Origin of the sequence: Niastella yeongjuensis (genome assembly GCF_900110245.1) — a bacterium.
Classification (GTDB): Bacteria; Bacteroidota; Bacteroidia; order Chitinophagales; family Chitinophagaceae; genus Niastella; species Niastella yeongjuensis.
This window is the reverse complement of record NZ_FOCZ01000001.1, coordinates 66,599-84,050: the sequence shown is the minus strand read 5'-3', so window position 1 is coordinate 84,050 and position 17,452 is coordinate 66,599. Positions and strand designations below refer to the sequence as shown.

At 45.4% G+C, this 17,452-nt stretch carries 16 protein-coding genes; 5 read left to right on the top strand and 11 right to left on the bottom strand.

Features of this window, described 5'->3' with window-relative positions; genetic code table 11:
* Positions 1 to 136: 136 nt before the first annotated feature.
* A complete protein-coding gene (locus tag BMX95_RS00415; RefSeq protein ID WP_081199684.1) occupies positions 137 to 907 on the bottom strand; it encodes an EI24 domain-containing protein in 771 nt (256 codons plus the stop codon).
* Positions 908 to 1,058: 151 nt separating this feature from the next.
* Here BMX95_RS00415 and BMX95_RS00410 point away from each other — a divergent pair, with 151 nt between their 5' ends.
* A complete protein-coding gene (locus tag BMX95_RS00410; protein ID WP_081199931.1) occupies positions 1,059 to 1,673 on the top strand; it encodes a DNA-3-methyladenine glycosylase in 615 nt (204 codons plus the stop codon).
* Between the two features lie 72 nt (positions 1,674 to 1,745).
* Here BMX95_RS00410 and BMX95_RS00405 read toward each other — a convergent pair whose 3' ends face one another.
* Positions 1,746 to 2,768, bottom strand: a complete 1,023-nt coding sequence (locus BMX95_RS00405; protein ID WP_242673105.1) for a PorP/SprF family type IX secretion system membrane protein — start codon at positions 2,766 to 2,768, stop codon at positions 1,746 to 1,748.
* A gap of 199 nt (positions 2,769 to 2,967) precedes the next feature.
* Positions 2,968 to 3,618, bottom strand: coding sequence for a uracil phosphoribosyltransferase (gene upp / locus BMX95_RS00400; protein ID WP_081199688.1), 651 nt, complete (start codon positions 3,616 to 3,618; stop codon positions 2,968 to 2,970).
* Between upp and BMX95_RS00395 the strand changes: the two genes are divergently transcribed.
* Complete coding sequence (locus BMX95_RS00395; protein WP_342342279.1) at positions 3,617 to 4,819, top strand: anhydro-N-acetylmuramic acid kinase; 1,203 nt, start codon at positions 3,617 to 3,619, stop codon at positions 4,817 to 4,819. The genes upp and BMX95_RS00395 overlap by 2 nt on opposite strands.
* Before the next feature lie 195 nt (positions 4,820 to 5,014).
* Positions 5,015 to 6,733, top strand: coding sequence for a M28 family peptidase (locus BMX95_RS00390; protein ID WP_081199690.1), 1,719 nt, complete (start codon positions 5,015 to 5,017; stop codon positions 6,731 to 6,733).
* 106 nt (positions 6,734 to 6,839) lie between these two features.
* Here BMX95_RS00390 and BMX95_RS00385 read toward each other — a convergent pair whose 3' ends face one another.
* The 8 genes from BMX95_RS00385 to ade form a co-directional block, all read right to left on the bottom strand.
* The gene (locus BMX95_RS00385; RefSeq protein WP_081199692.1) at positions 6,840 to 7,241 is read right to left on the bottom strand and encodes a hypothetical protein; all 402 of its coding nucleotides are present in this window, start codon (positions 7,239 to 7,241) and stop codon (positions 6,840 to 6,842) included.
* 330 nt (positions 7,242 to 7,571) lie between these two features.
* Positions 7,572 to 7,799, bottom strand: coding sequence for a T9SS type A sorting domain-containing protein (locus BMX95_RS35785; RefSeq protein ID WP_425311888.1), 228 nt, complete (start codon positions 7,797 to 7,799; stop codon positions 7,572 to 7,574).
* Complete coding sequence (locus tag BMX95_RS00380; protein ID WP_081199694.1) at positions 7,781 to 8,521, bottom strand: LytR/AlgR family response regulator transcription factor; 741 nt, start codon at positions 8,519 to 8,521, stop codon at positions 7,781 to 7,783. Before BMX95_RS00380 ends, BMX95_RS35785 begins: the two co-directional genes overlap by 19 nt.
* A gap of 44 nt (positions 8,522 to 8,565) precedes the next feature.
* On the bottom strand, positions 8,566 to 9,603 hold the full coding sequence (locus tag BMX95_RS00375) for a sensor histidine kinase (RefSeq protein WP_081199696.1): 1,038 nt from the start codon (positions 9,601 to 9,603) through the stop codon (positions 8,566 to 8,568).
* A gap of 26 nt (positions 9,604 to 9,629) precedes the next feature.
* Positions 9,630 to 9,989, bottom strand: coding sequence for a DUF4288 domain-containing protein (locus BMX95_RS00370; protein ID WP_081199698.1), 360 nt, complete (start codon positions 9,987 to 9,989; stop codon positions 9,630 to 9,632).
* Between the two features lie 36 nt (positions 9,990 to 10,025).
* Positions 10,026 to 10,985 (bottom strand): LiaF transmembrane domain-containing protein, encoded by a 960-nt coding sequence (locus BMX95_RS00365; protein WP_081199704.1) that lies wholly within the window; start codon positions 10,983 to 10,985, stop codon positions 10,026 to 10,028.
* A 344-nt stretch (positions 10,986 to 11,329) separates the two neighbouring features.
* On the bottom strand, positions 11,330 to 12,025 hold the full coding sequence (locus BMX95_RS00360) for a Crp/Fnr family transcriptional regulator (RefSeq protein WP_081199706.1): 696 nt from the start codon (positions 12,023 to 12,025) through the stop codon (positions 11,330 to 11,332).
* A 156-nt stretch (positions 12,026 to 12,181) separates the two neighbouring features.
* On the bottom strand, positions 12,182 to 13,828 hold the full coding sequence (ade, locus tag BMX95_RS00355; RefSeq protein WP_081199708.1) for an adenine deaminase: 1,647 nt from the start codon (positions 13,826 to 13,828) through the stop codon (positions 12,182 to 12,184).
* Positions 13,829 to 14,049: 221 nt separating this feature from the next.
* On the opposite strand from ade, the gene BMX95_RS00350 reads away from it, so the two are divergent.
* Together BMX95_RS00350 and BMX95_RS00345 are read left to right on the top strand one after the other, a co-directional pair.
* Positions 14,050 to 14,772 (top strand): LolA-like protein, encoded by a 723-nt coding sequence (locus BMX95_RS00350; RefSeq protein ID WP_133053897.1) that lies wholly within the window; start codon positions 14,050 to 14,052, stop codon positions 14,770 to 14,772.
* A 120-nt stretch (positions 14,773 to 14,892) separates the two neighbouring features.
* Positions 14,893 to 17,313, top strand: a complete 2,421-nt coding sequence (locus BMX95_RS00345) for a TIM-barrel domain-containing protein (protein ID WP_081199712.1) — start codon at positions 14,893 to 14,895, stop codon at positions 17,311 to 17,313.
* Positions 17,314 to 17,452: the final 139 nt, after the last annotated feature.

Below are 17,452 nucleotides of genomic sequence, written 5' to 3'. Positions count from 1 at the left end.
AAATATATGGTGCTTGTAGAAGTCAATTGATAAGTTCTTTGTTTTTAGTTCTAAGTTCTTAGTTGCTTTGCCCGCCGGATCCGCCAGCTGCCTGCATTCGCTTACAGCTTACGGCTTATAGCTTACAGCTGTATTTCTATTCCATTCCGATCTTATCATCACGGTGATACAAACTAATAGTGGCCGCTACAACCGCATACGCCGGTGCCAGTACCCAGCCAATAAAAGGCAACAGGTGCATCAGGTAAAACACCATGCCGTTGCCAATGGCCAGTCCTTTGTGTTTGCCAATAAAAGCAATGCTTTCACTGGGCGACAACCGGTGGCGTTCGCAGCTATAATCCAGCATGGAGAAGCCATAATAATAGCATTCTACCAGTACAGTAGTTACGGGCACCACCCAGCCTACAACCGGAATAAAAGAAAGTATCAGTAACGAAACGGTATACACCGATTGCCACAGCGTATTTCGCAGGGCCAGTTTAATACCACGGACGATATCGGCAAACAGCTGTTTGAAGCTGAAAGGGAAATCCTTTCCTTCCATAATGGATTCGGTTTTTTCGCTCAGGTAGGCGAAAATAGGGGAACCTATAATGAGGAACAGGTATTTGAACAGGGAGAAATAGAACAGCATCATAATGAGCCGTACCATAATTTCACCCATCAGGAATATGAAACTCAGTATTTGGCTGCGTTGTGAATGTACCCAGCGGTCAATGCCCAGCCAGTGATTAAAAGCAGAAACAACCTGGCTGCTGGAAGCCCAGAAGAAGATAAAACCCGCTATGAACAACAGGGTGTAAAAGATCCCCGGCACTATGATCCATTTCCAAAGCTTGTGCTCCCGAATAAAGCGATGTGCCCTGGCATATGACTGAATGGCGGTAACGATTTCTTTCAGCAAGTGTTATAAATTTGATTTTTCCGTATTCTATTGTTGGGCGGGCTCAAACTTAGTAAATATTTCAATTAGGACATGGAATGAATCCACAATCAGCAAATTTTGAGTATAATACATGCTTTTAGGTTATTTTAATAATGTCTCATTATCGCCAATGAAAAAATTAGACTCCGCATTCTATAATCGTGCCGATGTGGTGAAGATAGCGAAAGAATTGATCGGCAAAGTACTGATTACTCATTTTGGGGAAGTAATAACGTCGGGCCGTATCGTTGAAACCGAGGCCTATGCCGGTGCTATTGACCGGGCCTCGCATGCTTATAACAACAGAAGGACCAACAGAACAGAGGTGATATTCCAGGCTGGCGGCGTTGCCTACGTTTACCTGGTGTACGGTATTCATCAGTTGTTTAATGTGGTCACTAACCAGAAAGATACCCCTCATGCCATCCTGGTGCGTGCCCTTGACCCTATCCATGGCATAAACACCATGTTGGAGCGCACCGGCAAACACCGGGCCGACTATACCCTAACCAAGGGGCCCGGCAATGTGTCAAAAGCACTGGGAATTACCACCCGTCATACCGGCGTGAGTTTGCTGGGCGATGAAATCTATATTGCCGATGATGATTTTGTAGTCGCTAAAAAAGACATCATCGCCACCCCGCGTATTGGTATCGACTATGCTGGCGAAGATGCGAAACTCCCTTACCGCTTTATTTTAAAAGACAATCCAAATGTAAGCGGGAAGAAATCCCAAAATGCTTAGTGTCGTTGAATGTAACATATCCAGCGGCCTCTCTATTTATAATTTAATCATGAGCGAAACAGAAGGGTAGTGTTAAAAGTGCGGACAGGGGATGCCTTTATAACCTGGCGGGCGTTTGATAAAGATGAGTGAGATCTCGATACCGCCACGGCTTTGTGAAGCCGCTTTCAGGCTTGAGATATTCACATCGTACGAAGCACCCAATCGGAACCCGCCAAATTCCAATCCCAGGTAAGGGATCAGGGCATCGTTCACGTTATTGAAGCGCGTCCAAACACCTGCATAAAAGCTGGTGGGGTTGTCTTCATCCTCGTTCATGTTGAACCCAACAGCACCACCGGCTACAACATTGGTAGCACCGGCCTGCCGGCTGAACAGGGTACTGATGTAAATATTACGGGTATTGTCGGCCAGTGGAATGGACCCACCCGCATTCACGGTTACCCGCGGATTGAGCGTATAAAAAATATCGCCGGTGAAAGATTCTTTTGGTTTGTTGAGGTGGTAACCTGATATCCCGAGGTAGTAGTTGTTATAGCCATCAGTAGAACCATTGAACAGGGCACCTACCGATACATCGAAATAACTCAGGTTTATCTGACGGTCGTTAACGGTTTCACCGCTGGGGTTGGTCCAGCCGCCAAACTGATCCAGCTCATCTTCAAAGTTCAGTTTGGTACCATCGAGCCGTTTGGTATTGTAAGTTCCCTGGAAGCCTATACCAATTGAGTTCAACCCGTCTTCATCGATACCCTTGTGATACGAAGTAGATACGGAGAGCAAATTAGTTGATAGGATACCGTTAGCTGTTTTATCTGTCATTGCCAGCACTCCCACTCCCCACGTATCGAGGTCTGACAATTTGTTGCGTAAAATGGGCGCGTCGAATGAAACTGTTGAGGTAACGAATGCCTTACTGATTGCCGGCCATTGGTCCCGGTAATTACCGGCTATGCGGAAATCGCCGTTGAATTTACCAGTTAATGCAGGGTTCAGTGTAAGGGGAGAAACGAAAAATTGTGAAAAATTGGGGTCTTGTGCTACCGCAGTCTTCAGCAGGGTGCAAAGTAAAATCGCAATATAAAATTTCCTCATCCGCATATGTTTCGAGTCTAATAACAAAATACGAAAAAAAACGACAAGTCCGAGTATATAACGGTATAAACAGGTATTAAATTTTCGCTTCGGAAAACTTGCACGAAATTCAAAATATCTAATGTATACTTTATTTTTTAAGAAAGAGTTGGTACATGAAAAGATAGTGCTTTTGCACTAGGGAAAACGGATAGTATTTTTACATCTGCACCTTGGTTCCGAATGCCAGATCACCGGCATCTCCCAGTCCGGGAACAATGTATCCTTTGGCGGTCAGTTCTTCGTCAATGGCACCGCACCAGATCTTCACATTCGGTTCGCTTCGTTGCACATATTCGATGCCCACAGCGCAGGCAATGGCGGCCACTACGTGAATTTCGCGCGGGTGTCCTTCTTCGCGCAGGTATTGTATGGTTTTTACCAGGGAGGAACCGGTTGCCAGCATAGGGTCTGAAATGATCACCACCCGGTTTTCAAGTTCGGGGCAGGAAATATAATCCAGACTGATCTCAAAACTGCCATCCATATTGTGTTTACGGTAAGCTGAAATGAATGCGTTGTCGGCTTTGTCGAAGTAATTCAGCAGGCCCTGGTGCAGTGGCAGCCCTGCCCGTAAAATAGTGGCCAGTACCGGTTGTTCTTTCAACACCCTGGAAGGGGCAATGCCCAAAGGCGTTTGTACTTCCTTTTCTTCATATACCAGCTGTCGGCTGATCTCGTAGGCAGCTATTTCACCAATACGTTCCAGGTTACGCCGGAACCGCATACGGTCCGTCTGGATTTGAACATCCCGGATCTCGCTGATCCAGTCGCAAACCAGGGAGCATTCATTGCTGAGGTTAATAACCATGAGAACAGTTTTGGATTTTGTATGGCGATATATGAAATTTGACGGGCAAATCTATTCTAAAATATTCTTTTTTAATACCAGAAATCTACCAAACGCTATGATATATCGGGCAATTGGCATAATGAGCGGAAGTTCTCTCGACGGACTGGATATCGCTTTTATTGAATTTCACGAAAGTAAAGGCCAGTGGGAATATGAAATAAAAGCGGCTGATTGCCAACCCTACTCTGAAGAGTGGGCGAACAGGCTGCGGGGCGCCATCCAGCTTAACGGATTGGATTATCAACTGTTGCATACCGAATACGGACATTATATCGGGGAGCAGGTAAATGCGTTCATCGAGCGCCATAACCTGCAGTACCAGGTACAATTGATCGCTTCCCACGGCCACACTACGTTTCATGTACCCGCTAAAAAAATGACCGGCCAGCTGGGCGATGGCGCTGCCATAGCCGCCGTTACCGGTATTAACGTGGTGAGCGACCTGCGCGCCATGGACATAGCCCTGGGCGGACAAGGCGCCCCCATTGTGCCTATTGGTGAAAAAATGCTCCTGGGCAATTACACCTTTTTCCTGAACCTGGGCGGCATTGCCAATATTTCTTACAACCATCCCGATAAATACCTCGCATTTGATGTTTGTCCGGCTAACCGCGTGTTAAACATGCTGGCGCACGAAGCAGGAAAGCCATATGATGATGGCGGTCAGCTGGCGGCTTCCGGAACCGTGCATACCGGTTTGCTGAAACTGTTGAACGAACTGGAGTATTACCAGATGCCCTATCCCAAATCGCTGGCCAATGATTTTGGTACTGATGTGGTATACCCGTTGATTAAAAGCAGCAATATTTCTACTGCCGATGCCTTGCGCACCATGGTTGAACACATTGCCATCCAGATCGGCGAACAGGTAAATGCCATGCTGCAAAAACAACCACCCGCCAGTACCGACATGAAACTGCTGGCCACTGGCGGCGGTGCGCATAATACTTTTTTGTTAGAACGCCTGCAGGCTGCATTACAGCCCGTAGGAGTGGAATTAATAACAACCGAAAAGAATTTGATCGACTTTAAGGAAGCGCTTATAATGGCCCTGATAGGGGTACTGCGCTGGCGCGAAGAAAACAATGTCCTGGCTTCCGTTACCGGCGCTACCCGCAGCAGCATTGGCGGCGCTGTTTGGATTGGGCAGGAAGCGTAAGAAAGCAGCCCCAGGCTATAAGCCTTAAGCTGTAAGCCGTCGCGGTAACGCATAAAAAGCGAAAGACGGGAACTGTATTTGCTTACAGCTTACAGCTTAAGGCTTGCAGCCTGCCTGTTAGAAATTAACAGCGCTGAATTACAGGAATAAGTAAATTTAGGTCCGTAATGTTAACTCCATTGCGCAGACCTTATCATGAAAAAGCTCCTGACTTTATCCTTATCACTCCTGCTATTGCTGACGGCCACGGCCCAAACAACTTCCCGCGAAAAAAAGTACTTCCGGATATTAGAAAAAACTTTCATCGAACAAAAGGCATACAACACCGTATGGTTTGTTGAACAGCGCTGGCGCCTGGCCGGTAACAGCGGTTTCAATGAAAGCATTTACCAGGTAGAAAAAATACTGCAACAAGCCGGGTATAAAAAAGAAACCAATGGCGAAGCAACGGGAACGCTTACCTATCGCATTGAAAAACGTCCCATGAAACATGCCACCTGGGAGCCCGTAGATGCCAGTGTATATATTGTTGGCGACAAAGAACCATTGTTGCAATTCAAAACCAACCGGAATATGATCGCCATGTATTCGGCATCAACACCGGCTGCCGGGGTAACGGCCGAACTGGTATACATTGGTAAAGGCAGTTCCAAAGAGCTGGAAGGGAAAGACGTAAAAGGAAAAATTGTAATGGCCGAAGGCGGTATTGGCAGTGTATACCCCAACGCTGTTAAAAACGGTGCTATTGGAGCGCTGGCTTATTCCATGCCCCGGTATACGCAACCAACAAAATATACCAACTCCATCCAATTCCAGGGAATCGGTTATACTGATTCTGTAAATCAAAAATGGGGCTTGGTGTTATCCTATGCCGCCAAAGAAAAATTGAAGGCTGCACTGGAAAAAGGACCCGTATTGCTGAAAGTGATGGTGAACACAAAGATCTATGCGTCGGAAGAGTTGACGATAGTAGCCAATGTGCGGGGTAAAACAAAACCCGATGAACGGTTTGTCTTTAGCGCACATGTGCAGGAACCAGGGGCCAATGACAATGCATCGGGGGTGGGCACACTGGCTGAAATGGCACGTACTACGGCTGTGCTGGTACAACAAAAGAAACTAACGCCACAGCGCACCATTACTTTTTTATGGGGCGATGAAATAGTGGGTACCCGCCGGTATATCCAGGATGATTCAATAAGGGCCAAAGGCATTAAATGGGGATTGAGCCTGGATATGATAGGGGAGGACATTCAAAAAACCGGTGGTACTTTCCTGATAGAAAAAATGCCCGATCCTTCAGCTGTGTGGACACGTGGGAACGAGAAACATACCGAATGGGGTGGCAGTGAATTAAAAGAATCGGAGCTGTTCCCACATTACTTTAACGACCTGCTGTTAAACCGGTGTTTGTATGAAGCAGCCAAAACAGGCTGGGTGGTACGCACCAACCCGTTTGAGGGTGGCAGCGATCACACGCCATTTTTGAATGCAAAGATCCCCGGTTTGCTGATGTGGCATTTTACAGATGTGTTCTATCATACCGATGCCGACAGGCTCGACATGGTTTCACCCATTGAAATGAAACATGTAGGCAAAAGCGCACTGGCTACTGCCTTTCTGCTTACCACTGCCAATGATAAAACAGCCACAGCGCTGATCAAAGACATTACCCGCAATGCCTTGCAACGATTACAAATAGAATTTGAGCTAAGCAAAAAGGCGGTACAGGGCGGAAACGACAAAGCGAAAGAAACCCATATCCTGGAAGTGTGGCGCGACTGGTACCTGAAGGCATTAACAACTACTATCGACATTTCCACAGAAGAAGCCGGAAGATCAGTACAGCAGGCGATTACAACCGGGCAGCGATTGATTAAAGAGCAAGCTGGGAAGTATATTTCTCAACTATAAGGAGAAGTGGACGAGTTAACAAGTTGACACAAAAAAGCCCCTGACTATAACGTCAGGGGCCTTCATGAAATCTCTATTTAATAGCTGTATGACTGGATGAACCTGATTATTTCAGTTTGTTTACAACTGTTTCTTCAACATAAGTGTGGCTTCTGTTGATGGTATACACCTCAGTGGTGTTGTTCTTTTTTGACTTAACGGTTACATTAAGAGCAGTATCACCAAATTCTTCAGATTTCAACATGAACTTTTTGGAGATGTTAGCGCCTTTGAATGTATTAACATAAAGCACGTTACCAGCATCGTCACGGAAAGTTACCGTAACGTCATCCTCTTCTGCATTGATCAGGTCTAACTGGAAAACAGGTTGATTCTCCAGGTTTCCGATGAACTTCAAATCTGTTGTATGTTTGTTTTTACCGTCTTCGTCGTTAGCGAGTGTTACAGTTGCAAAACCTAAGGTTAAAGCGATTAAAGCTATACCAAAATTCCTCATTGCCTTTTTCATAATTGTAAAGTTTGTATATGTTATTGATCTGTTTACTACGTCGTGTAATGGAGATACAATCGCGTAATATGGAATTTTACAATCGTGGGAGGCAGAGACAATGCGTAGGCTAAGCGGAGGGAAGCAACGTATTTTTACGAGAAGTGCACGGTTGGTGCTGTTTGATGTGTTTCGTAATGCAAATATACAACGCGATAGCCGGCCTGGAAATCAACATAAGGCTGATTTTAGGATGGGTAAGCTGCCAGAGAAAAGTTAAAACCCGCTGTGGTAGCGGGTTTTGTTATAAAAAGGTCATGATGCCCAACCGTTATCCACGTGAATGATTACTTATTTCTTCTGAACCTTTATCTTTCTGTTCCCGGTGCTTATCACATACATACCTGGCTGTAAATGAGCCACATCAAGCTGAATAAGATTAGTTGTCGCCGGGGACGACAGCAATAAACTTTTTCCAAACATATCTGTCAGCATTACCCGTTCACCCGGTATAACACCCATCACCTGTATAATAGCTGAAACCGGATTGCCCGTGGCGTTTAGATGCCTAAAACTGATTTCAGCTTGGCATATCCTGTTTTACTTACGGGTACCTGGGCACCCGTTTTTAACTGGGCCAGGTAGCTTTCTTTTTCATAAGGATCGATACGGGTAACCAGCTGCACATTCACGAGGTAGGAACGGTGGGTGCGTACAAACTGTTGAGGGTTCAATACTTTTTCAAAGTGCCCCATGGTTTTGTTTTTCAGAAAAGCTCCTTCTTTGGTGTGGATCTTTACATAATCATCTGCCGCCTCGAGGTAATGCACATCATCGATAGGAATGATCTTTATCTTATTTCCGGTTTTAACCACAATACGCTGGTTTTGCTGTGGGCCTTGTGCGGCGGTATCCAGCAGGTCGCGGGTATTATTGGTAGCACCGGCAGTATCGCGATCAGTTAACCGCTCTATGGCCTTATCAAAGCGTTCCTGGCTAAAGGGTTTTAACAGGTAATCTACTGCGTGACTTTCAAAAGCTTTTATCGCATATTCATCAAAAGCAGTGGTGAAGATCACGGCCGGCTGCTGTTCAACCAGTTCCAGCATTTCAAACCCGTTGATCTTGGGCATTTGAATGTCCAGGAAAATTACATCGGGCTGGTGCTGCATTATTGCTTTGATGCCTTCAAAGCCATCATTACATTCCTGCATCACCGTAATGGAAGGATGGTTTTGCAGGTATTCTTTTACAACCATACGGGCCAGGGGTTCATCATCTACAATAATGGCTTTTTTCATCTTCTATATACTTTTTCTATTGTTAAAACAAAGTTCGTGATCAGCTACGATGGCTGTGGAATTTTTATAACAGTGGTAAACAGATTATCGGTGTGGCGGGTGTTCAGCAGATCGTTCCGCGCAAATAATAAATATAATCTTCGTTGTACCGAACTCAATCCAAAACCTGTTCCGTGTTTGGGCGAAGAGGTTTCCGGATCAAAGGGGTTTTGTATAGTGATCACCAGGTAATTGTTCTCCTGGGTAGCGGCAATGCTGATGGTTACGGTATCGGTAGTATCGTACAACCCAAATTTGATAGCGTTTTCAACCAGGGGTTGTAACAGCATACTGGGCAATTGCAGTTTGTCGCAGGTTTCACTGTGCAGGGTTGTGTTCAACCGGTGGCCAAACCGAACTTTTTCAATATCCAGGTACAGTTGTAAATGTTGTAATTCATCTTCCAGGCTTATCCACTGGTTATCTTCTTTTTTCAGGGTGCCTCTTAAAAAATCCGACAACTGTTGTATCATTTTGCGTGCCTGGGCCGGTTGTATGGTTATCAGGGCGCTGATTGAATTCAGGCTGTTGAATAGAAAATGGGGTTGTAACTGTTGACGCAGTTTATATAATTCCGCCTCACGGGCCAGTTTCTCGGCATCTGTTTTGCGATGCTCACTTTCTTTTTGTTCTTCCAGGGTATAAAACAGTTCACTGATAAGTGCTACGATCAAAGTGATCAGCAGCGCAATGTAAAAACGAATGGGCATAAACCGGTCAAGGAATTGCAGGTATTCCTTTTGATCGGGATAAATGTTTATCATGGCATATTTCACAATCGCGGTCAGTAACCAGGCTTTTACGCCACAAACGATGATGAGATAAATATACTTTCCCTTCTTTGGCCGGTAATACTTGAGGTTATTAATGATAAGGACGGTCATGGCGGCTAACAAAAGATTGCTCACCAGGCTGTCCATGGTTGCTATGCGCCCGGGCAGGCCCCAATCCTGCAATAACTTCACCTGCATCAGCGACCAGGCAAGCCAGGCTGCTGCAAATATGATCTTATTCTTGAATGTACCAAGTGGTGATATGGCCACGTTGACTAAAGTTGGTTGTTAAGATACTAGAATAACTGTAAATACTTGTGTGTATTGGCGGCTTTAATATGAGCGGCCTTTTTATTTACCAGCTCGATATACGAACCGGCATTATCGGTTTCCTGTATGCGTGAATACAATTCGGCACCATCTATAAGAGCCGATATTTTATACAACTCGCATACATTCACAAACTGCCAGGTTACCAGTTTTTGTTGTTGGTTCAGGAACATTTCCTGCTCCTGTTCACCTATGGCCTTTGCTTTATCAAACGCCTCGTTTTCGTCAGCAGCCTGTACCAGTCGCAACTGCTCATCAAATTGTGCGGTGTGATCGCCTTCTCCACATACGATTTGGTATACTATTTTTGCCAGAAACCAGTTCATATCATAGATTTTTAATGGTTGGTAGGAATAAGTTTATTAGTAACTTTTTATTTCAAGACCACCGAAGAAAGTAGTACCGTTTAAAATAAGTACTTTATTCTCGTCGTAGTGGGCCTGGGGTGGACGCTTGTCTTCAATGCCACCAAAAATGGCGATCATTTCAGAGCGTATTTGCCAGTGTGGCGGAATGATCAGTTTGGCGCCACTGAATATCTGGGTCATTTCGATAGTGATGGCACCATTGAAATCGGCCTGCGTTAAATTTATTTCTACACCGCCGAAGATGGATACTACATCGCCACCTTTAAAGTTTTTTGAATACACCCGCTTTTTTATGTTGCCAAAAACGGTTACTGCTTCTACCCAGTTATCGAAGCTGCCGCCTTGGGAATCGGGGTTATTAGGGGTGCTATTTTCAGTGTTTGGGTTTTCTGCGAGCGGATCGGCCTGAATATTTTCTGCCTGGGGGGTGTTTTGCCAGCCCTGGTTATGAGCCCAGTTTTTCCATTCATTCCGGCGCCAGTCCTTTTTTTCAGCCCAGTTCCGCCATTCATCTTTACCCCAGCCTTCAGCCTCCTTCATTTCCTTGAATTTTGCCCAGCGATCGTGCCACATGCGGTGACGGCGGGGCGCCACAAGGATGATAAAACCTAAAACTATGATGAGTATTGGCCAAAGGAACATATAGATGCTCATGTTGGGCCAGATCTTTTGCAGCAGAAATACGGTTCCTACGCCTGAAATAACAATCCAGCCCGGATCGCGGAAGGCATTACCGGCGCCGGCCAGTAAACCAAAAGCGATAATGATCATGGGCCAGGTAAACATCCATTCAGGGAAGGGGAAGCCAAAGGCTCTTGCCAGTAATAAGGAACCCACGCACATTAACAGCAGACCAGCCAGCACACTGCCGCTTCTTTTGCGTTTTCTCAGAAATGCCTTTCTGTTTTCTCTTCTAAAGGCTTTCCGCTGGTCTCTGAGTGATTTGTCGCGCATCGATTAATAATTTTACACAAAGCTATCCCGCGCAGGCTCACCAGGCAAGCGCAGGCCGACAGGGGGATGGCATAAGTCGGTAAAACCGGAGAAATTACCGGTAAAAGCGGAAGTAAGTTCTTAGTTCAAAATATTAAGTTCAAAGTTCCGGTAAATAGATGCTGAGCGGAGACGAAGCAGCTGTTAAGGCACTGAGCGTCAATTGAAGTGCGGTTTTTTTCAAAGACCACAGTTCTTAAGTTATTTAGTTATTGGGTTATTGAGTTATGAGTTTGGGGAAAGTGTGCACCGGCCCTTAGCGCAGCGAAGGCCGGAATTGCCGTGCCGAGGTGTATTCCCATTGCCTACTGCCCATTGCCCATTGCCTCTTTCCCATTGCCCACTGCCTTATTAAATTCCGTAATACTTCTCGACAACTTACTCCTGATCCGGCTAAGTGTCTCCAACGTCATTCCCAGGTAAGAAGCAATAAATTTCAGCGGAACCCGGTTCAGCAGATCGCTTTTGGTGGCTATAAAATGTTTGTATTTGGAAGTGGCTTCCATGAGGCGGGCAATAAAGGCCCTTTCCTCTGCATCCCGATAATATTTCTCCAGAATTTTTCTGCCTACGATATTGGCTTCCGGGAAATTATCATACAGATATTGCAGGTCATCGAAGCTCAGGGTAGATAACTCGCAGTCTTCCAGCGCCTGAATATTTTCGCGTGCGGGTTGCTGTAAGCCAAAACTGGTAATGCAGGTGGCCAGTTCCTGTTCACCCGAGATCCAGGTGGTGATCTCTTTTTTATCTTCTTTTATATAACTACGCAGAATGCCTTTTTTTATCAGGTATACATTCCCACAGATGGTGCCCGCAGACACCAGCATTTCGCCTTTGTTCAATTGGCTTGAATAGGCTTTTTGATTGATGAACGCCTGGGCTTCGCTACTAACAGGGTGTACGTTTTTTACAAATAGTGTGAAGGGAGATTCGGGAATTACAGTTTTAGATAACCATTGTTCCACTCCTTGCGTCGTATTTACTGTTGTTGTCGGCATCACATAAGGCTTTTTGGTTCCAAATTGGTTATACGGCTTAAACCTTTTAAGCTTCAGAGGAAAGGAGCAGGTAATAGTAAATGGTCGCTAATAAAGATATAAAGAAAACTTTAGTAAAAAAGCATTTATATGTGAAGTCACATAACCTACCTATTGTCAGGGTTCTAGCAGCTTAAAGGTATCTCCGTCGAACAGTCCCAGATCGCTTAATTTCAAATGCGGTATAACCAGCAATGCCATAAATGAAAGTGTCATAAACGGCGCGGAAAGGATAGATCCCAGCGATTTGGCCATGGTGTCAATGGCCGTGTAAGAACGGGCTACTTCATAACCGTCTTCAGCGCTCATTAAACCCGCTACAGGCAAAGGCAATACCTGCGTACGCTGCGGGCTCACACAACTTATACCGCCTTGCTGCGCTATTACCGCATTTACGGCCTGGCATAAGCTTTCATCATCAACACCTACTGCAACAATATTGTGACTGTCGTGCGCAACTGAGCTGGCAATAGCGCCTGTTTTTAAGCCGAAGTTTTTTATGAACGCCAGGGCTACAACAGCATCGGTATACCGGTTCACTACGGCTATTTTTAGGATATCCCTGTCCGTATCACTCACCAGGTATCCATGCTGTGTTTTGGGCGATACCATCAGTTTATTGGTGATCAGTTGTCCATCCAGTGCTTCAATAACCGGGATGCTGGTTGCGCCTGTCCAGGGCATTTGAAAATCGGCCACAGACTTTGGACTGCAATTGAAATTATTGAGAAGGGTGGAAGGTTGTGAGGCAATATGGGAGGTGCCATTTTCAGCTACCAGTTCGCCATTGATATAGGTTTGCAGCACCTGGAACTGTTGCAGATCGCTGGTGACAATAAAGTCGGCGGGGTCGCCAACACGCAATAATCCAACGGGGAGGTGATAATGTAAAACGGGGTTTACGCATGCAGCTTGCAATACTTTGAACACATCGATGCCTTTAGCCACTGCCCGGGCGCACAACTGGTTTATATGACCGGCCACCAAACTGTCGGGGTGTTTGTCGTCACTGCCAAACATTATTTCTTCGGGATAGTCGTTCAGCAAATCGATCAGCGCTTCAAAATTGCGGGCAGCGCTTCCTTCGCGGATGATGATCTGCATGCCATATTCGAGTTTATCCAATGCTTCTTTGCGGGTAAAACATTCATGATCGGTACTGATGATCACATTGCCCGGTTCACCGGCTTCAATATACTGGCGGGCCTGCTCACCGCGTAAACCGGGTGCATGCCCGTCGATGGGTTTACCGGCCCGGCGGGCCGCCCAGATCTTATCCATCACCACCGGGTCGTTGTACAACACGCCGGGGAAGTTCATCATTTCACTTAAATAATATATTTCATCTTTTTGTAACAGGGCCGCTACGGCTGCCGTGTCGAGGGTAGCACCGGCAGTTTCAAAAGTAGTGGCTGGTACGCAGCTGGGCGCCCCAAAGAAAAATTTAAAGGGAACCGTTTTGCCATTTTCGATCATGTATTCAACGCCCTTCATGCCACACACATTGGCAATTTCATGTGGATCACTGACAGTGCCTACCGTACCATGTACAACCGCCAGCCGTGCAAACTGTCGCGGCACTAACATGGAGCTTTCAATATGCACATGGCTGTCGATAAAACCGGGCAGAATATAGGGTAGGGCGGCGTTGTCGTCGTCAACGGGCGTTATGTTTTCTATTTTACCGTTAACTACGGTTATAGCAGCCGTATATATCTTTTTCTGCCAGAAGTCAACCAATTGCCCTGTTATTGCGAAATTCATATTTATGATTATAGTATGAGCTAAAATATAACAATCTGAAGTAAGATGTAAGAAGTAAGAAATCTCCGAATTTCAAGCTCTTCTTACCTCTTACGTCTTACCTCTTACCTCTTACCTCGGTTTTCTCCCCTTGCAATATTAAATTAAAAAGATGCAGGTGTTTTGTAATATTTTAGACGTCTCATTTACTAATTTTATTTACACCAAAAATTTCAAATTGAATGAGATCCTTTAGAATAGCATTGTTGGCAGTCGGTATGCTTTCTGTAGTTTCCCTGAAAGCACAAACCGTTGATGAAATAATAAATAAATATTTCGAAGCCCTGGGTGGTAAAGACAAGGTGGCATCCATGAACACCATGTATGTAGAATACGATGTGGATATGAATGGCGCTGCGGCAGATGGCACCAGCTGGATAGTAAATCAAAAAGCCTTCAAAAACGAAATGAATTTGATGGGCCAGCAGTTGGTCCAGTGTTATACCGATACAAGCGGTTGGATGATAAACCCGTTCGGAGGTTCAACCACACCTACCGCTATGACCCCCGATCAGGCAAAAGCAGGTCTGGCACAAATGGACCTGACCGGTCCCTTTTATAATTATGCAGCTAAAGGTAATACGGTAACGTTGTTAGGAAAGGAAACCCTGAATGGGAAAGATGCCTACAAACTCAAGGTAAAAACAAAGGCCGGACCGGAAATCACTGCCTGGATAGATGCTACTACGTGGTACCAGGTGAAAAACACCATAAAAGCCAATGTAAATGGAATGGAAATAGAAACGGGTATGCTTATTTCAAATTATAAGAAAACCGAAAACGGATATACGGTGCCTTTTAATGTAGAAATTACCGTGTCTGGGCTTACCGTATCTATGACCAATAAAAAGGTCGAGATCAATAAACCGGTCGACATGAAAATATTCGAAATGCCCAAACAATAGCGCTTTAACTTTTTATTAGCACCATACAGTTGCCCCGATGCGTCGGGGCAATTTTTTTTATGCCTGATCAGGTTTGTTTGTAACAGTTGTTTCTTTAATTTGATGTCTTAATCAGGTATTATGGAAATCATTAAAAGAAGGATCAGTCTGGCCATATTGGTATTGGTTACAGGATCGGTTCATGCCCAACAGGTGATCGTAAACACGGTTGGCAAAGACCCGTTTGTTGGAAAAACCTCCGAAGTGGTCTACAAAGCCAAAGAAGGCACCTGGACGTTCCAGGGGTATAACAATGCCGTTATTAAAACAACGTACAAACCAGCCGACTACAGCAAGAACGAACAAATATCAGATGCCGTTATTAACAAGCCACCAGTGGTTGGTACCAAGATAACGGTGGCTGCATCCCAAACGGTGGAGTGGGACAACCTCACCAGTGTAGTGGTGCAGCGTGAGAAGTTTTATTATAAAACAGGCAAAGAAGTTAAGGTAAAATCCGCTGCTTATTTTGCTCAGGGCGATACCCGCGGGTTCCGTTTTCAGTTATTCGATAACGAGCAGATATTCGGCGGCGGCGAACGTGCCGTAGCCATGAATCGCCGCGGTCATCGCTTCAATTTATACAACAGCACTTCACCCGACTACGGCCTGGGTGCCGAAAACCTTAGCTTCTCAGTGCCCTTCTTCATTTCTTCTGCCGGCTATGGATTGTTTTTTGATAATCCTTCCAAAGGTTATGTTGATATCGGGTTAACTGATAAGAATGTATTGGAAGCTGGTTTCCCCAGCGGTGAACTGACCTACTATGTGGTGTTTGGGAAGAATATCGATGAGATCATGGCTAATTATTCTTCTATCACCGGCCGCCAACCCTTACCCGCCCGCTGGGTGTTTGGCAATTTTGTTTCCCGCTCCGGTTATCGCAGTGAAGAACAGGTAAAGGAGGCCGTTGGTAAAATGAAGCAGGATAATTTCCCTATGGATGGACTGCTGTTCGATATGTTCTGGTTTGGCGATAATACCAAAGGTACACTGGGTAACATCGATTGGGTGAATATGCAAAAATGGCCCAACCCCAAACAAATGATCACCGATCTCAGAACAAAAGATAATTTGAAATCGGTACTCATTACCGAACCCTATATATTACAGAATACAAAAATCTATGCTGAGGCGGCACCTTTTCTGGCATCAGGCGCCGATGGCAGTCCGATGATGGTGAACGATCTTTCTTACGGCACAGGCGGACTGCTGGATATCTTCCGCAAACCGGCCCAGGATTTTATCTGGAAGTCGTACAAAAAGCAGGTTGGCAATGGCGTAAGCGGCTGGTGGCTCGATCTGACAGAACCAGAAAAACATCCGGCCGGTATGATGCACAACCTGAAAGATTATGGGGTTGCACGTCCTATGGCTGCCGATGAAGTGCATAACGTTTACGCACATTACTTCAGTAAAATGTTCTTCGAGAAATATTCCTCCGATGTAAGCGACCAGCGTTTGTTCCTGTTGAACTGCTCCGGTTTTGCCGGCAGCCAGCGGTATGGCGTATTACCCTGGTCGGGTGAGGTGGCACGAAGCTGGGGCGGTTTAAAATCACAGCCGGTGGTTTTGTTGGGAATGAGCCTGAGTGGATTGCCTTATATCCATTCCGATGCCGGTGGGTTTGCTGCAACCGAAGGCGCCGATCCTGAATTGTATACCCGCTGGTTACAGTTTGCCGCCTTTACACCTGTGTTCCGCCCATCAGGAACAACATTGGAAGAACCTTATAAAAGCATTGCGCGGAATTATATAAAACTGCGTTACCAGTTACTGCCATACAACTACTCATTAAGTTACGATCAGGCTGCCTGGGGAAAACCATTGATGCGGCCGTTATATTATTACAGTTTTGCCGATAGTGTTGCTTTAAAAGCAGAGGATGAATACATGTGGGGCGATAATTTACTGGTAGCACCCATCACCAGTCAGGGCGCTACTGCCCGCATGTTGTATTTGCCGGCGGGTAAATGGTACAGCCTGGCTAACAATTCGGTTACAGATGGAGGTAAATTCATCAATCAGCCGGCCGATATAAAACAACTGCCGGTGTTTGTACGCGAAGGTGGTTTTGTTCCTTTATGGTTCTCGAAAGATACCATCAAATCAACAGAATCATTTGATTCAAAGAATATCACTATCCGGTATTATCCATCTACTTACGCTTCCAGCTATGCTTGGTACGATGATGATGGCAGCAGCACCAGAACCCTGGAGCGGGCCGATTACGAACTGGTGACCTTTAAAGGTATTACGGCAGGTAATAAAGTAACGATCGATATTACTACCAACAATCCCAATCAATACGGAAAGAAGTTCAAACGTACTTTCAAATTCGAATTGCCGGTTGCACTGGCTAATCAGGCAACGGTTAATGGTAAACCTGTAGATGCCGGTAGTTTTGGTAAACAACTGGACCCGTTTCAGCAGCTCTCTAATGAGTTTCTAACGGTTGAGTTTAATGGGAAACCGGTGAAAGTGGAGATCACCTTGAAGTAATTTACCAATGTGAATAAATTTATATAATTAAACAAATTGATAATCAGTGGGAATGGTGATTGAGTTAACTACGGTGCGTAGAACTCCTATACAAATAAAATCACTTTGGCACGCAGCGTGCTTTTGTATAGACGTAAAT

What these genes read in the sequence shown, in the direction of transcription:
- BMX95_RS00410 (WP_081199931.1), top strand. Translation starts at nt 1,059, where the DNA reads ATGAAAAAATTAGACTCCGCATTCTATAATCGTGCCGATGTGGTGAAG.
- BMX95_RS00405 (WP_242673105.1), bottom strand. Translation starts at nt 2,768, where the DNA reads ATGAGGAAATTTTATATTGCGATTTTACTTTGCACCCTGCTGAAGACT.
- BMX95_RS00395 (WP_342342279.1), top strand. Translation starts at nt 3,617, where the DNA reads ATGAGAACAGTTTTGGATTTTGTATGGCGATATATGAAATTTGACGGG.
- upp (WP_081199688.1), bottom strand. Translation starts at nt 3,618, where the DNA reads ATGGTTATTAACCTCAGCAATGAATGCTCCCTGGTTTGCGACTGGATC.
- BMX95_RS00390 (WP_081199690.1), top strand. Translation starts at nt 5,015, where the DNA reads ATGAAAAAGCTCCTGACTTTATCCTTATCACTCCTGCTATTGCTGACG.
- BMX95_RS00385 (WP_081199692.1), bottom strand. Translation starts at nt 7,241, where the DNA reads ATGAAAAAGGCAATGAGGAATTTTGGTATAGCTTTAATCGCTTTAACC.
- BMX95_RS00380 (WP_081199694.1), bottom strand. Translation starts at nt 8,521, where the DNA reads ATGAAAAAAGCCATTATTGTAGATGATGAACCCCTGGCCCGTATGGTT.
- BMX95_RS00370 (WP_081199698.1), bottom strand. Translation starts at nt 9,989, where the DNA reads ATGAACTGGTTTCTGGCAAAAATAGTATACCAAATCGTATGTGGAGAA.
- BMX95_RS00365 (WP_081199704.1), bottom strand. Translation starts at nt 10,985, where the DNA reads ATGCGCGACAAATCACTCAGAGACCAGCGGAAAGCCTTTAGAAGAGAA.
- BMX95_RS00360 (WP_081199706.1), bottom strand. Translation starts at nt 12,025, where the DNA reads ATGCCGACAACAACAGTAAATACGACGCAAGGAGTGGAACAATGGTTA.
- ade (WP_081199708.1), bottom strand. Translation starts at nt 13,828, where the DNA reads ATGAATTTCGCAATAACAGGGCAATTGGTTGACTTCTGGCAGAAAAAG.
- BMX95_RS00350 (WP_133053897.1), top strand. Translation starts at nt 14,050, where the DNA reads ATGAGATCCTTTAGAATAGCATTGTTGGCAGTCGGTATGCTTTCTGTA.
- BMX95_RS00345 (WP_081199712.1), top strand. Translation starts at nt 14,893, where the DNA reads ATGGAAATCATTAAAAGAAGGATCAGTCTGGCCATATTGGTATTGGTT.